Raw genomic sequence first — 14216 nt, 5'->3', positions numbered from 1 at the left:
AATAATTGATTTAAAAAGGCTATTATCAACTTGACGGTGTATTCAGCCGTTTTTCCGACATTGATTATTTCAAACAGGTTTATGTTCATAAGGAATTAGGTGTTTTGTGCTGGCCCGGTGATGTCGATATCGCACTGGAAACGGTCTACAGCATGGCGACCGGCAAACCACTGCCGGAATGGATGGAAGAAGATACTGATCGTAGTGTCTTGAAACGCGGATCACCGATTGATATAATTCATCTGAGGGTAATACACCATGAAAATGAAAGTCGTTATTCACAAAGCCGAGGAAGGTGGGTACTGGGCAGAGGTACCGGCAATTCAGGGTTGTGCAACTCAGGGCGATACGTTCGAGGAATTGCTCGGCAATCTGTATGAGGCGGTTGAGGGGTGTCTTTCTGTCGATATTCGATCCATTGATACAAAAATTGGTGATAAGATATTGGAAATTGTTGTATGACCATTATGAGCGGCAAGGAATTAATACTGATTCTCGAGAAGAACGGGTGGACTTTACTGAGAATAAAGGGTAGTCATCATATATATGGTCAGCAAGGATCAAATATACGTTTATCAGTACCGGTTCATGGCGACAAACCATTGAAAATCGGTCTTTTGAAATATCTGTTGAAGGCAGCAGGGATTTTTACTAAAGAAGACAACTAGCAAATTTTATCAATGCTCATATAACCGCGCATACTATAAATGATAATTCTTTGCTATAATAGGGTAAAACAATTTAAAAATATCACACGATGTATTTAAAAATAATAAACTTAGAAATATTCTTTTTAAAGAACATAAAACTGAAAAAATCTTATGATCGCAAAACGAATAATTCCCTGCCTTGACGTCAACAACGGCCGCGTTGTCAAGGGAGTCAACTACATCAATCTTCGCGATGCCGGCGATCCTGTCGAACAGGCGCGGTTCTACGATGCCGAGATGGCGGACGAGCTCGTGTTCCTCGATATCACCGCCTCATCGGATGCCCGCGATATCGTACTCGATATGGTACACCGTGTTGCCGAGGAAGTATTCATCCCGTTCACCGTGGGCGGCGGCATAAGAACCGTGGAGGATATCCGCGAAATCCTGAAAGCCGGAGCGGACAAGGTTTCCATCAACACCGCCGCGGTTACGACGCCCGACATCATCAACAAGGGCGCCGAGCGGTTCGGAAACCAGTGCATCGTTGTCGCCATAGACCCCAAACGCTCGAAAACCGTTCCCCATGGCGGGCACGGCTATTTCGAGGTTCACACCCATGGCGGCAGAACCCCGACCGGTATCGACGCCATCGAGTTCGCCCGAGAGGTCGAGCAGCGCGGCGCCGGGGAAATCATGCTCACGAGCATGGATCGTGACGGCACAAAGGACGGTTACGATATCGAGCTGACAAGGGCTGTCGCCGATGCAGTCAACATACCGGTGATAGCGTCCGGCGGCTGCGGCAATCTCGATCATATCCACGAGGCATTGACCTCGGGAGGTGCAAGCGCGGCACTCGCCGCCTCGATCTTTCATTACCGCGAATACTCCGTCCGGGAAGCAAAGGAGTATCTCGCGGAACGAGGAGTGACCGTCAGGTTGTAACCTTCCCGTACTGTCTTTTATCCTCATCCGGATAAAACATCATCCCAGGGTTCAATGCTAAAAAGGAGCTAATTCATATGATTATCGTCATGCAGAATGGCGCATCGAAAGAACAGATCGGACATGTCATAGATCGTATACGGCAGCTCGGATATACACCGCATCCCATCTACGGCGAACAGAAAACGGTTATCGGGGCGATAGGTGACGAGCGCGGAAAATTCCGCCTCGAATCTCTGTCGAGCGTACCCGGTGTAGAAGTGGTCATGCCGATTCTCTCTCCGTACAAGCTTGTCGGTAAAGAGCTCAAGTCCGATCCGACCGTCGTCAGAATAGGGGAACATACGGTCGGGGCGGATGAATTCATGCTTGTCGCCGGTCCCTGCTCCGTCGAAAGCCGTGAACAGATCATTAAAACCGCCGAGGTGGTGAAAAAGGCCGGTGCCCAGTATCTCAGGGGCGGTGCATTCAAGCCGCGGACTTCCCCCTATGCGTTCCAGGGGCTCGAAGAGGAAGGCCTCAAGTTTCTCAAGGAGGCTTCCGAGATAACAGGGCTCAAGATCGTGACAGAGGTCATAACTCCCACGGATGTCCTGCTCATTAACAAATATGCCGATATTCTCCAGGTGGGAGCGCGCAACATGACCAACTATGCCCTGCTCAAGGATCTGGGGAAAATCCACAAGCCGATCATACTCAAGCGGGGGATGTCGGCCACCCTGCAGGACCTGCTTATGGCCGCCGAATATATCGCAAGCGAGGGGAACGCGGATATCATCCTGTGCGAGCGCGGTATACGGACATTCGAAACGGCGACGCGCAATACGCTCGATCTTTCCGTGGTTCCGCTGCTGAAAAGCAGGACCCATCTGCCCGTAATCGTCGATCCTTCGCACGGAACCGGGATACGGGAGCTTGTCGGGCCGATGAGTAAAGCCGCGGTCGCCTGCGGGGCGGACGGTCTTATGATCGAGGTTCATCCGAATCCCGAGGAAGCATTCAGCGACGGCGCGCAGAGCCTGCTTCCCGATGAGTTTGCCGAACTGGTAAAAACACTGAAAAAGTATCTTAAAATAGAAGGAAAAAGTCTCTGAAAAACACTGACAGGAAAAAACTGCTTGCCAGGGTTCGCCGTGTTGTCCTCAAGCTTGGCACAAAAATGCTCACGAGCGGCCCGTACACGCTCGATTATGAAGCTCTGGCGCGGCTGGCGCTCGATATCGCCGATTTGAGGAAAAACGGCTATGAAATCGTGCTCGTGAGCTCCGGAGCTATCGCCGCCGGCATGGGACGTATGGGTATCCGTCAGCGCCCGAAATCGATTCCCCAGCTTCAGGCGCTTGCATCCATCGGGCAGAATCTGCTCATGAACGCCTTTGAAAAATCGCTCGGGCTGTTCGGATTTCCCATTGCGCAGGTTCTGCTGACCATCGACGACATCGACGACCGTAAACGGTATGTCAACGTTCAGAACACCCTCAACGAGCTGCTCCGCATGAAGGTCGTGCCGGTCATCAACGAAAACGACAGCGTGGGCACCGAGGAAGTCAAGGTTGGCGACAACGACAACCTTTCGGCTTATGTATCAAGCCTTGTCGATGCCGACCTGCTTGTCCTTTTCACCGATGTCGAAGGCCTCTATGACCGTCACCCCGAAGAAGGCGAGGGTAAACTCATACCGATAGTGACGCGTATAACACCTGAAATCACCGGGCTCTGCGGCGGTTCCGGCGATAATGCCGCAGTCGGAGGTATGCGTACCAAAATCGAGGCTGCCCGAAGGATTCTGAGCAGCGGCGGTAAAATGATCATTGCGCATGGCCGTACGGTAAAACTGTCGCAGATTCTCGCGGGGGAAGATGTGGGAACGCTCTTTTGTCCCGAGGGTAACGGTCTCAACGCACGCCATCACTGGATAGCGATGACTGCAAAGGTTCGGGGGCGGATACGGGTTGACGAGGGTGCGGCAAAAGCCATCAGAGAGAAAAACGCAAGCCTTCTGCCGAAAGGAATTACCGGCGCCGAAGGTTCGTTTGATATCGGGGATGTCGTGGCGGTGCTGAGCCCGGATGGAACCGAGATCGCGCGGGGTGTATCCCTCTACGATCACCACGAGATAAGGAAAATTATGGGCGCGCATTCGAATGAGATCGACGGTATTCTCGGATATACAAACGGGACAACCGTTATTCACCGCAACGACATGGTTCATACCGAAAACAGATCGTAGCACGAAAGGGCGGCGATAATGGATAATATCTACACGCACGTTATCGAAAAGGCGAAAAAAGCACGGAGCGCCGCAACGAAAATGGCAGGCATCGGAAGCGCGGTAAAAGACAACGCCCTCCGTGCGATGGCAGATGCGATTATTGCCTGTAAAGCCGAAATCCGAGATGCAAACAATATCGATATCGACGCGGCGAACCGGAACGGTCTGAAGGATGCCATGATAGACCGTCTGACCCTCACCGATTCACGGATCGATGGTATGGCGCAGGGACTCCGAGAAATCGCGTCGTTTCCCGACCCTGTCGGCATATTGACCGATGTCGTCCGGCGGCCTTCCGGCATTCGTGTCGGCAAAATGCGTGTCCCTATCGGACTCATCGGATTTATCTACGAGTCGAGACCAAACGTGACCGCCGATGCCGCGGGATTGTGCCTCAAGGCCGGTAACGCCGTCCTCCTGCGCGGCGGCAAGGAGGCGATCAACTCGAACCTTGTCCTGGCCGGTATTCTCAATACGGCCGCTGTCTCGCAGGGTATTCCCGATGGCGCGATTTCGATGATCGGGATGACCGGGCGCGAAGGGGTGAAACATATGATCGAGGCTGCCGGCATTATCGACCTTCTCAGTCCGCGCGGCGGCAAGGAGCTGATCAAAGCGGTTGTGGATGGCGCCAGAGTCCCCGTTATAAAGCACTACGAGGGGAACTGCCATGTGTATGTCGATAAATCGGCGAATCTCGATGATGCGCTCAATATCATAGTGAACGCCAAAACGCAGCGTCCCGGCGTATGCAATGCCGCCGAAAAGCTTCTCGTGCACCGTGATGTCGCCACGGTCTTTCTGCCCCGTGCAGCAAAAGCGCTCAGGGAAAAGAAGGTCGAGCTCCGGGGATGCGAGAGGTCGCGGGCGCTTGTTCCTGACATGAAGGTCGCTGTCGAGGACGACTGGTATACCGAATACCTCGATCTGATACTCGCGGTTCGTATCGTCGATTCGCTCGAAGAGGCTGTCGATCATATCAACACGTACTCCTCGCGCCATACGGATGCCATTGTGACTTCCGACATAACCGCGGCGGAGTATTTTGTGACCAATGTCGACTCCTCGTCGGTGATGGTGAATGCCTCGACCCGTTTTTCCGATGGCGGAGTATACGGTCTCGGCGCGGAAATCGGTATTTCCACGGACAAGCTCCATGCCCGCGGACCGATGGGAACCGCCGACCTCACCACGTACAAGTGGGTGGTGTACGGAAACGGGAATATTCGGGTGTGAAAAATTATTATTTTTAATGCTTAACGAAAGAATTACTATCTATGAAATCATGTGAGGAAATCGTAAAACTACTTGCTCATAACAAACCGCATTTCGAACGACGATTCAAGGTGCGACGCATCGGAGTGTTCGGCTCGGTTGCACGAGGTGATGCAATACCGGGAAGCGATATAGACATCATTGTCGATGTAGATCCATCCATCGGGCTGGATTTTGTCACCCTTGCTGATGAAATTGAACATCTGCTTGGTGAACATGTTGATGTGATTTCGCACCGTGCAATAAATTCACGACACTGGCGTGAAATTGAACAGGATATTGTTTATGTCTAAACGTCCTGAAAAGATACTTATAGAAGATATCTTGGAATCCATTGAAAAAATTGAACGGTATGTTTCAGGATTTTCCGCTGATTCATTCATGTATGATGAAAAGACAGTTGATGCCGTGGTACGGAATCTCGAAATCATCGGTGAGGCAGCTAACCGCCTTCCTACTCAATTTAAAGAAATTCATTCTACAATCGAATGGAATAAAATTGTAGGTCTGCGCCATCGTATTGTACATCAATACTTTGGTATAGATCGTGAGATTATTTGGGAGATCGTAGCCGCTGATTTGCCTGTGTTTAAATCTCAATTGGAACGTATCCTGAAAATCCTTTAATTAAAGCGAGAAGTATTGAGAATTCTTGTGAACAAGGAGATTTTTCTTGGACATTGAAACCATAAAATTCGATGAAAAGGGCCTTGTCCCGGTCATTACCCAGGACGATGAAACCGGCGATGTCCTGATGTTCGCCTGGATGAACCTTGAAAGCCTGAAAAAAACCCTCGAAACCGGCGTGATGACATACTGGTCGCGGTCGCGGCAGGAACTGTGGGTCAAGGGGGAACGCTCCGGCAACACACAGGTGGTGCGGAAAGTTTTCGTGGATTGCGACGCGGACTGTCTCCTTTTCAGGGTAACCTCACAGGGGCACGGAGCTGCCTGCCACAAGGGGTACAGGTCGTGCTTCTACCGTACTATCGATCCGAAGGATGGTTCATTTACCATTGTGGCTCAGCGTGTATTCGATCCTGACGATGTATACAAAAACTGATTGCGGTACTTATGACTGCTCTGAAACGTCAAAGAAATCGGAAACCGGGATGGTATGTGATCGTATCCGTCATCGTTATTGTGACGGTGTATTTTTTTTATAACTCCTGCAGAAACATCACCGATATCATGCGTTTTATCAGGATGAAACATAAGGAAGAGAAAGTTCTTAAGGAAGCATTGATTAAAAAGGAAGCGCTGCTCCTCGAACGGAAACGTCTCCTCAGCGATTCTACCTACATCGAGGAAATTGCACGCCGTGAATACGGCATGATAAAGAAAGGGGAGGAAATTTTTAAAATTTCCCTTCCCGACAGCGGTCAGACGGGGAAAAAAGATGCCCGGTAAAGAAACAAAAAATAAAAGTCCTTTTCTTCTGAGATTGAGAAACTACTTCACCACAGGATTACTCGTTCTCGCTCCGACCGCGCTGTCGATCTGGATAATACAGCGGCTGTTTGTAATTTTTGACGGCATCCTGGGGAAATTTTATGCCCGGTACCTGTTTGAGCCGTTGGGGAAAAAATCCCTGCCCGGCCTGGGTGCTCTGACGCTCGTCATTGTAATTATCATCATCGGTATGTCGGTCCGTCATTACGCCGGCAGAAAAATTTTCGAGATATGGGAACGGGCAATAAACTATATCCCGCTGGTTAACCGCGTTTACCTTGCGATTCGGCAGCTTGCCGATGCATTTGGAAAAGGCGGCGGAATTCTTTTCGAGAGGGCTGTAATCGTGGAATACCCCCGAAAAGGTATTTATTCTGTGGGATTTGTCACCAATCACTGTTCCGGACCGTTCTGCGATCGACTGGGTAAAAGTGCAAGCTGCGTGTTTATTCCCACAACACCCAATCCGACCTCGGGTATGGTGGTTATTGTTCCCGATGATGATCTTATTACGCTCGCCATAAGTATCGAAGACGCGATGAAGCTTATCATGAGCGCCGGCACGGTTTTCCCTGAAATATCGAGTTTGATTGACAGGTCGGACTGATGGGACTTCGTTCAACCCGGGCCATAGTGTCGAAAACCATGAGGATGTCCAATTCCTCGAAGCTTGTCACATTCATAACCGAACACTATGGCCTCGTCAAGGTGATGGCAAAAGGAGCGCGCCGTCCCCAAAGCAGATTCGGGGCATCGCTCGAACCGGTGACGTTGATACAATGCATTTATTATCAGAAAGATACACGCGATATACAGACACTTGCAAATACGGAGATCGATAACGATTACTCACGGATAAAGGATGACCTGAAACTCCTCGCGATCGCTTCATGCATGATTGAAACAACCCAGACCCACACGGCGGAGGAGGATGTCTCGGCCGGAACATTCGGATTACTCGTCGAATCCCTCGGCGATCTCGAGGCGAGCGCAAAAAAAGATGCCGACAAACATCTCTGGCGGTTCATGATGCGCCTCCTTTCGGCGACCGGTTACCGGCCCCTGCTCGATGCCTGCGTCAGGTGCGGAAAACGGCCCAGGAGTTCCTCGGTGTTCTTCAGCTTTTCGGATGGCGGTGTGCTGTGTTCCTGCGCTCCGGCTGAGGACCGGTACGGGTTCAGGGTAAGCGCCGGCGCGCTCATGATCATGAAGAGCCTTCTCGACGCGGAAGCCGGAGAACTGCCGAGACTCAGCATAAGCGGCAGCCAGCGGCAGGAGGTCGAAAAGACCATCCTCCAGTTTCTCGCCTACCATTCCGGAACATCGAGACCGATAAAATCGCTCGCGTTCCTGAGGAAATTTCCTGAAGGGGAACTGATCCGGTCCGAACACAAAACCCGATAGAACGCGGATTTTCGCAGATCAGGACGATTTTCGCGGATTTTTTTCCTGACCGATGTAATAGTATTATTGTAGGGGTAATTCATGAATTACCCCTACTCCGTACCTTTATGGCGAATCATTATCACTAATCATCCTGAATGGTTGATAACAATAGTTTATAGTACAATACACGGACGGAGGATACATGGCAAAGCAGCATACGAACAAGACACCGGTGAAAATGGAAAAACTCATGAGCCTGTGCAAACGGCGCGGGTTCATTTTCCAGTCATCCGAGATATATGGCGGCCAGTCGGCCTGCTGGGATTTCGGCCCCCTCGGAGTCGAGGTTAAGAACAACATCAAGCGGCTCTGGTGGAAGGCGATGGTCCAGGAGAATGAAAACATCGAGGGCATCGACGCCTCCATCATCATGCACCCCCGCGTCTGGGAAGCATCGGGGCATGTCGAGGGATTCCATGATCCCATGGTCGACTGCAAGGAATGCAAACGGCGGTTCCGGGCCGACCAGATCGATACTACCAAGTGTCCCGAATGCGGTGGCGAGCTCACCGATGTCCGTCAGTTCAACCTCATGTTCAAGACCCATATCGGCCCGGTGGAAGATTCGGCTTCCATCGCCTATCTCCGTCCCGAAACAGCCCAGGGAATCTATGTCAACTTTCTCAATGTGCTCAATGCGTCCCGCCAGAAAATTCCTTTTGGAATCGCTCAGGTCGGCAAGGCATTCCGCAACGAGATAACGCCGGGAAACTTTATTTTCCGGTCGCGCGAGTTCGAGCAGATGGAGATGCAGTTCTTTGTCAAGCCTGAGACTGCTGACTCGTGGATGGATTACTGGCGCATGCAGCGGTGGAATTTCCACCTCCGTCTCGGAATCCGTCCCGAACGCATCCGGTGGCACGAGCACGGCCCGGACGAGCTGGCTCATTACGCCAAATCGGCCTTTGATATCGAGTACCGTTTCCCCTTCGGCTGGTCGGAGCTCGAGGGTGTGCACAACAGGACCGATTTCGACCTCAAACGGCACACCGAGTTCTCCGGCAAGGACATGAGTTATTTCGACCAGGAAAACAACGAGCGTTTTATCCCCTATATCATTGAAACATCGGCGGGTGTCGACCGGACCATGCTCGAAGTTCTCACGGATGCCTACGAGGAAGAGCCCGGCGAAACCGAAAACCGCATAGTCATGCGCATCTCCCCGCTCGTGGCGCCGATCAAGGCGGCGGTCTTCCCCCTCGTAAAACGTGACGGCATGTCGGAGCGCGCCCATGAAATCCACCAGGAGCTCAAGAGCGAATTCCCCGTATTCTACGACGAAGGCGGATCGATCGGGCGCCGTTACCGTCGCATGGATGAAGCGGGAACGCCGTACTGTATCACCATCGATTCCCAGACACGCGAGGATGATACGGTCACTGTCCGCGACCGTGACAGCATGGTTCAGTCACGGGTCAGAATTTCCGACCTGAAATCCATGATCAGGGACGCCATGATTAACTATAAGCGCCCGGAAACGGTCGATGTACTCGAAGAAACGTATGTGGAATAAGGAAGGGGTAATCAGCCCGGATTATGGGCATGATGTGACAGACCAAGGTTTTTTTATGGAAGTGCGCAGAACAGAAAGGAATTACGATTACACTACAACAGATGAAACCCACCGGTATATTCGAATGCGATCTTCATGTCCATTCCATACGGAGCACATGCGGATTTCACACACTGCTTGAAATCGTGTCCATTATACGTAACAGGGGATTACGGGGCTTTGCGCTTACCGACCATGGTCCCGCGCTCGATACACCGCGAGCCCATTTCTCGGTGCTGCTCAGGCGTATTCCGCGCGTAATAGACGGTATCAGGGTGTTCAAGGGAATCGAGGCTTCGGTCATGAGCGCCGGGGGCGAGCTTGACCTGCCGGAGTTCCCGGGTTACCGGTATGAAGCCATCCTGGCAGGGCTTCACCCCCATGACGCCTTCGCGTCCAGTCCGGGTAAAGAGATCAATACCCGGGCGCTGGTCAACGCCATGCGTAACTATCCCGCGCTCAAGATCATCACTCACCCTTATTACAGCACGCTCCCGGTCGATTTCGACGAGCTGACCGATGTTGCGACGGAAACCGGCACAGCGCTCGAAATCAACAACTCGCACCTGAAAATGGATAAGGTCAATCTCGACTGGCTCTCCGAGATGCTCGACCACGCGCGCCGTAAAGGCACGCCGCTTGCGGTGAATTCGGACGGTCACGTGTTCACCGAGATGGGGGATTTCGCTCTCGCCGCGGCGTTTCTGGAACCGTTCGGGCCCGACAGCCTGACGATAGTCAACAGAACGCTCGAAAGCACCGCTGAATTTCTGGGGGTCGATGCTGCGGGTTAGCTCCGATTTATCGGAAAATGTAATAGAACGCGGATTTACGCGGATTGTACGGAATTTCCCGGATTTGTTATGTCTTTTAGACATAAGCGATTGATAATTGCTAATGGTAGTATAAATAATATCTTATGTATTTTTTGTGTCTTTGTGTCTTCGTGGTAAAAAATTTATGAATCATCCGGTTTTTTTCCGGTATCCTTCAAACACTTTCAGCCACTCACCTTTCATGGTGGTTCTGATCCGCTTCTCGCCGATTCGGACATACCAGTGGAAATCGCTGTACATAACGGTCAGAATCCGCGCAAGAGGGCGGAGAAGCGACCCCGCGAGACCCTTTTCCAGCAGGCGCAGGCGGGTATCCATTCCGGTTTTCCCGGTATTCATGGCAAAACGGACTGAGGAGATATCTTCCCCGTCAATATCGATAACATTCAAATCCCCCGTTCCGAGGCCGTCCTCGTGTGCAAGCCTTATAAACGGAATCGACAGCGGGTCGATGCCCATGAGGAACGCTGCGACCGCATCGAGCGCCACGGGATCGGACGAGGCAAGCAGAAGATTCCGCTCGTTGGGCATGTAGCTGAGCGGTCCGGGTCCCTCGCCGGTAAAAACGCCGTCCATGACCGTGAAAATCCCTCCGAATACATCTCCGGCTATTGTGAAGGCATCGGCAAGCGCTTCGTGAAATGCCCCGTATGCCCGGGTGCTGTTCCTGTCGAACAGCGTCTCGAAGCATGTGTATAGAGCCCCGGCGATTATCGAGAGCGCCTCGGTTTTCATAGTGGGGAGAAGGATGACCGATTTTCCCGACAGCCTTTCGGGAATGTATATCCCTTCGGGGAAAATCTCCGGCAGTATACGCAGAGCTGTTTTGGGCTCGTACCGTATCCATCGTTCCCCCTCGCTCAAGTGAAAGGCGCCGATGCCGTACCGCTCGAGTACGGGCACAAACCGGTTGAACACCTCTCCCTTTTTTGTCGAGACGCCATCCCGCCATCCGTAACAGACGCTCAGCCGTTCCGGCGCGAATCCGTCATCGATGAGCGTCTTCAGGACTCCGTCGAGCTGCCACGGCGTTGTCGAGACCGAGGGGAAAAAGTGATGCCACGAGAGGTCGACAGCGAGCACAGTCTCATCTCCCGGCTTCACCGTACCGGTGTATGATGCCTTGCGCATGAGTTTGCCGTAATCATCGAGCACTGTCGCCGGGGATGTTCCGAATACTGATACACGTGAGCGGTTCACTGAAAAACCTTTCCAGAATGGTGATATATGGTGGTTATCGTCAAAACGGACTTTGTTTATCTATCCCGGAATATTCATGAAATTATTCAACTACGAAGACACGAAGACACGAAGACACAAAGGCACAAAGATACATAATAGATTATTAATACTATCTTTAGTGACAATTAATCGATAACATCAAAAGAATATATATATAAAAAACGAATCCGCGTAAATCCGCTCGATCCGCGTGAATCCGCGTTCAATTATCGATCGGGATAGAAGCTCAGGTCATGTTATACTGTTCGCGATCGACATGACGGATGTGGCCGACAAGTTCGTCATGAATCTTCCCGTTTGTTGCCACAATCTGATTCATATAGATCGAGAGCGGCTCGCCCCTGAGATTGGTAACCGTACCCCCTGCCTCGGTGGTTATAAGCGTCCCGGCGGCAATGTCCCACGGCGATATGCTCAATTCCCAGTAACCGTCGAACCGTCCCATGGCGCTGTAACAGAGATTGAGCGCCGCCGATCCGTCACGGCGTATTCCCTGCACGGACATGATAAGATGACTGAAATGCGCCAGATTGTTGTATGGGTTTTCCCTGATATCGTATGAAAATCCCGTCGCCAGAAGGCTTTTTTCGAGCGAATCGATCTTCGAGACGGAGATCGGCTTGCCGTTGCACTGTGCGCCATGCCCGCGCCGCGCGGAGAAAAATTCCTCGCGCACCGGGTCGAATACCGCTCCGATTTCCAGCCGACCATCGATCTCGAGGGCTACCGAGACGGAAACGAACGGATAATCATGGGCATAATTCACCGTACCGTCCAGCGGATCGATGATCCATCGAAACGGAGAACCCATGAGCTCGATGTGCGATTCCTCGGTAATGATATCATGATCCGGATAACGGGATTTGATGAGGTCGATTATTGCTTTTTCGGACTGGAGATCGACATTCGTTACAGGATTTATTCTCCCTTTATACATAATGTCTTTCTGCTTCCCGAAATGTTCCCGGAGAATCGATCCTCCGAGACGTGCGGCGGCGCAGAGGGTTTCATACAGATCATGGTATTCATTTTCAGGGCACGTCGTCATGGGTACAATCCTTAATATAATAGTACGGGCAACATTACGGATATTTCAGTGTCGATAGGGCCGGAATGCCATAATCCCCGGCTTTCGATCAATTCAGAAATAAATGACTATCAGGGCGGCAATTCCGTACCCGAGAATATCGAGTTGAAGAGGAATATCAGACAGAAGCACTTCCTCGGGCTGGCCTCCGACCTTTTTCTGATGCACGAGATACAGGTACCGGAAAATGCCATACAGGACAAACGGCACGGTCAGTATCATGCCTGAACCGAATTTGGCTGTCGTCTCATCGGAAAGGGTAAAGATCATGTATGCCACAAGCGTTGCCGAGGTCACGATTCCGATCATCTGATCGAGAAGGTACGGACTGTACTCCCTGAGAATCTGACGGTGAGAGTCGGCGTTGTTTTCGAGGAGCACAAGCTCGTGCCGGCGTTTTGAAAGCGCGAGGAAAAGAGCAAGCAGCATGGTGCAGACAAGTATCCAGTTCGAAATCACCACATGAATCGCGAGCGCTCCCGCAATGACCCTCAGGAGAAAACCGAAGCTGATGACAAAAACATCGAGAATTACAACGTTTTTTAAAAAAACGCTGTATGCGATCTGTAAAAAGATATAAACGAGCACGGCCAGACCAAAACCGGTATCAAAGAGAAACGACAGGGGAATTAACGCGGCAAACAATATGATAACCATGAACCAGGCGGTTTTTATACTGATACGGCCTGAAGCTATGGGACGGGTTTTTTTCAGGGGATGTTCACGGTCTTTTGCAATGTCCACAATATCGTTGAGGGTATACACCGCTCCGGTAATCAGCGAAAAGAGGATAAACGCGATCGATGACCGTGACAGGTAATCCGCCTGATGAGCGTGACGGGCAAAAATGAGAGCCGCAAAGAGCAGGCTGTTTTTCGACCACTGCCTGACCCGGAGACATCCGGCCAGATCTCCGATTGTCATGGCCGACCTCCGGGATTATGAACCGTTATAACCATGGTATTGTCAAGGATTGTATCCCGTTACGGGCAGAGACCCCGGTATTTCATCGCCTCTGCGATTCTCCCTATCCCGAGCTTGAGGGCTGCGGTGCGCATGCTGATTTTTTCCTTGTGCATGACAGCATCGAGCTGACGGTATGTGGAAACCATAATGGTCTGAAACCGTTCCTCGATCTCAAGTGTCTGCCAGAAAAATTCCTGCCTGTCCTGTACCCATTCGAAATACGATATCACCAGTCCGCCGGCATTGACCAGAATATCGGGCATGACGAGAATGCCGCGGTCATGGAGAATTTTATTGGCCTCGTAAGAAATACCGGCATTCGCCGCTTCGGCGACAATGGAAGCTTTAATGTTTCCGGCATTATCCCCGTTGATGGTATGTTCATACGCTGCCGGAACAAGGATATCGATATCGAGCGCAACAAGCTCGTCGTTTTTGATACACTCCGTTCCGGGCATGTCCTTGAGCGTACCGTACCGCTCCTTATATT

At 51.4% G+C, this 14216-nt stretch carries 18 protein-coding genes and 1 pseudogene; 15 read left to right on the top strand and 4 right to left on the bottom strand.

Features of this window, described 5'->3' with window-relative positions; translation table 11 throughout:
* Positions 1–59 precede the first annotated feature (59 nt).
* From LLG96_18630 to LLG96_18560, 15 genes and pseudogenes are all read left to right on the top strand, one after another.
* Positions 60–155, top strand: a pseudogene (locus tag LLG96_18630) (DUF2442 domain-containing protein).
* 103 nt (positions 156–258) lie between these two features.
* Positions 259–462, top strand: a complete 204-nt coding sequence (locus LLG96_18625) for a type II toxin-antitoxin system HicB family antitoxin (protein ID MCE5252222.1) — start codon at positions 259–261, stop codon at positions 460–462.
* On the top strand, positions 459–668 hold the full coding sequence (locus tag LLG96_18620; GenBank protein MCE5252221.1) for a type II toxin-antitoxin system HicA family toxin: 210 nt from the start codon (positions 459–461) through the stop codon (positions 666–668). Before LLG96_18625 ends, LLG96_18620 begins: the two co-directional genes overlap by 4 nt.
* A 153-nt stretch (positions 669–821) precedes the next feature.
* The gene (gene hisF / locus LLG96_18615) at positions 822–1598 is read left to right on the top strand and encodes an imidazole glycerol phosphate synthase subunit HisF (GenBank protein MCE5252220.1); all 777 of its coding nucleotides are present in this window, start codon (positions 822–824) and stop codon (positions 1596–1598) included.
* A 77-nt stretch (positions 1599–1675) separates the two neighbouring features.
* Entirely contained in the window at positions 1676–2692 is a 1017-nt protein-coding gene (gene aroF, locus LLG96_18610) for a 3-deoxy-7-phosphoheptulonate synthase (protein ID MCE5252219.1), read from the top strand.
* Positions 2693–2712: 20 nt separating this feature from the next.
* Positions 2713–3828, top strand: a complete 1116-nt coding sequence (gene proB, locus LLG96_18605) for a glutamate 5-kinase (protein ID MCE5252218.1) — start codon at positions 2713–2715, stop codon at positions 3826–3828.
* Positions 3829–3846: 18 nt separating this feature from the next.
* Positions 3847–5106, top strand: a complete 1260-nt coding sequence (locus LLG96_18600; GenBank protein MCE5252217.1) for a glutamate-5-semialdehyde dehydrogenase — start codon at positions 3847–3849, stop codon at positions 5104–5106.
* 41 nt (positions 5107–5147) lie between these two features.
* A complete protein-coding gene (locus LLG96_18595; protein MCE5252216.1) occupies positions 5148–5438 on the top strand; it encodes a nucleotidyltransferase family protein in 291 nt (96 codons plus the stop codon).
* Entirely contained in the window at positions 5431–5772 is a 342-nt protein-coding gene (locus tag LLG96_18590) for a DUF86 domain-containing protein (protein ID MCE5252215.1), read from the top strand. Before LLG96_18595 ends, LLG96_18590 begins: the two co-directional genes overlap by 8 nt.
* 46 nt (positions 5773–5818) lie before the next feature.
* Positions 5819–6208, top strand: a complete 390-nt coding sequence (gene hisI / locus LLG96_18585) for a phosphoribosyl-AMP cyclohydrolase (GenBank protein MCE5252214.1) — start codon at positions 5819–5821, stop codon at positions 6206–6208.
* A 56-nt stretch (positions 6209–6264) separates the two neighbouring features.
* Positions 6265–6555, top strand: a complete 291-nt coding sequence (locus LLG96_18580) for a septum formation initiator family protein (protein ID MCE5252213.1) — start codon at positions 6265–6267, stop codon at positions 6553–6555.
* Complete coding sequence (locus LLG96_18575; protein MCE5252212.1) at positions 6545–7204, top strand: DUF502 domain-containing protein; 660 nt, start codon at positions 6545–6547, stop codon at positions 7202–7204. Before LLG96_18580 ends, LLG96_18575 begins: the two co-directional genes overlap by 11 nt.
* Positions 7204–8001 (top strand): DNA repair protein RecO, encoded by a 798-nt coding sequence (gene recO, locus LLG96_18570; GenBank protein ID MCE5252211.1) that lies wholly within the window; start codon positions 7204–7206, stop codon positions 7999–8001. The genes LLG96_18575 and recO overlap by 1 nt, the downstream gene beginning before the upstream one ends.
* A gap of 184 nt (positions 8002–8185) precedes the next feature.
* On the top strand, positions 8186–9556 hold the full coding sequence (locus LLG96_18565) for a glycine--tRNA ligase (protein ID MCE5252210.1): 1371 nt from the start codon (positions 8186–8188) through the stop codon (positions 9554–9556).
* 101 nt (positions 9557–9657) lie between these two features.
* Entirely contained in the window at positions 9658–10389 is a 732-nt protein-coding gene (locus LLG96_18560) for a hypothetical protein (GenBank protein ID MCE5252209.1), read from the top strand.
* A 171-nt stretch (positions 10390–10560) separates the two neighbouring features.
* Here LLG96_18560 and LLG96_18555 read toward each other — a convergent pair whose 3' ends face one another.
* The 4 genes from LLG96_18555 to LLG96_18540 all read right to left on the bottom strand — a co-directional run.
* Entirely contained in the window at positions 10561–11631 is a 1071-nt protein-coding gene (locus tag LLG96_18555) for a DUF362 domain-containing protein (GenBank protein MCE5252208.1), read from the bottom strand.
* Between the two features lie 268 nt (positions 11632–11899).
* The gene (locus tag LLG96_18550; protein MCE5252207.1) at positions 11900–12721 is read right to left on the bottom strand and encodes an inositol monophosphatase; all 822 of its coding nucleotides are present in this window, start codon (positions 12719–12721) and stop codon (positions 11900–11902) included.
* A 93-nt stretch (positions 12722–12814) separates the two neighbouring features.
* Positions 12815–13684 (bottom strand): decaprenyl-phosphate phosphoribosyltransferase, encoded by an 870-nt coding sequence (locus tag LLG96_18545; protein MCE5252206.1) that lies wholly within the window; start codon positions 13682–13684, stop codon positions 12815–12817.
* A gap of 59 nt (positions 13685–13743) precedes the next feature.
* Positions 13744–14216: glutamate dehydrogenase (locus tag LLG96_18540; protein MCE5252205.1), on the bottom strand; the 473-nt coding region annotated here is incomplete at its 5' end.

Source organism: bacterium (assembly GCA_021372535.1).
In the GTDB taxonomy this organism is placed as follows: Bacteria; Latescibacterota; Latescibacteria; order Latescibacterales; family Latescibacteraceae; genus JAFGMP01.
Note: the sequence above shows the minus strand (reverse complement) of the source record. Positions and strands in the feature narration are given on the sequence as shown.